Consider the following 258-nt stretch of genomic DNA (forward strand, 5'->3'; position numbering starts at 1 on the left):
CCGTACGACTGGCTCGGGCTATCGCTGGCCGCGGTGATCCCGGCGCACGTGATCTACACGCAGGTCGACAAGCGGCCGGCGGGCTTTTCGCGCGTGTGGCTGCAGGACATCCTGCGCGGCAAGCTCGGCTTCACGGGTGCGATCTTCAGCGACGACCTGTCGATGGAGGCTGCCCGCGAAGGCGGCACGCTCACGCAGGCCGCCGACGCCGCGCTCGCCGCCGGTTGCGACATGGTGCTCGTCTGCAATCAGCCGGAT

The 258-nt window shown here is 69.4% G+C and carries 1 protein-coding gene; it reads left to right on the plus strand.

All coding sequences use genetic code 11. The annotated features are described in order from the left end of the window. A partial coding sequence (locus tag AAEY78_RS13860; protein WP_352339944.1) for a glycoside hydrolase family 3 N-terminal domain-containing protein occupies positions 1–258 on the plus strand: 258 nt, incomplete at both ends.

The sequence above is a fragment of the Psychrobacter sp. 16-MNA-CIBAN-0192 genome, assembly GCF_040309565.1.
Lineage (GTDB): Bacteria > Pseudomonadota > Gammaproteobacteria > Pseudomonadales > Moraxellaceae > Psychrobacter.